Origin of the sequence: Winogradskyella endarachnes (assembly GCF_009741275.1) — a bacterium.
GTDB lineage: Bacteria > Bacteroidota > Bacteroidia > Flavobacteriales > Flavobacteriaceae > Winogradskyella > Winogradskyella endarachnes.
Window position 1 is genome coordinate 1 of the sequence record NZ_WOWS01000028.1, and the last position, 581, is coordinate 581.

Genomic DNA, 581 nt, shown 5'->3' on the forward strand with positions numbered 1-581 from the left:
GCATCACTACAACCATCATCATCACTGTCTAAATTTTGAAAATCGTAACTACCATCATTTAATGTATCTATAGGAGTAGTTGCTTCCGCTGTATCATCAGCGCCATTACCATCACCATCATTAAAACCAGTATCATTGGCATCTATAACTCCATCACCGTTTGTATCTAAATTACCATTACCTGCTTCATCAACATCATAAATTCCATCATTATCTGAATCTAAATCTAAAGAATCTGGAACGCCGTCATTATCAAAATCACATGCAGAAGTAATATCTCCAAAAATAAAGACTTTACCATCTGGCCCATCACTATTAGCAAATGGAAAAGTAATACGTAATGTACTTATCTCATCACCTACAGAAGCCAAATCATCTAAAGGAAATACCGCTATATGTACATTTTGACTTGGCGAATTTAATTGATTGTAACCTGTATCAACATAATCTGTTGTATTAACAAAAATTGACCCTAAAGAGTTACCCAAATTGTCTAAAGCCTCAACACCTACTCGGTTATTTCCACCTCGTTCTGTAATAGCAATAAACATGCCTGCCGTTGTTACTATATCATATGAATA

1 pseudogene is annotated in these 581 nt (G+C 34.8%); it reads right to left on the reverse strand.

Annotation, left to right across the window (positions count from 1 at the left end):
• Positions 1-581, reverse strand: a pseudogene (locus GN138_RS16085) (hypothetical protein); the annotation flags it as partial.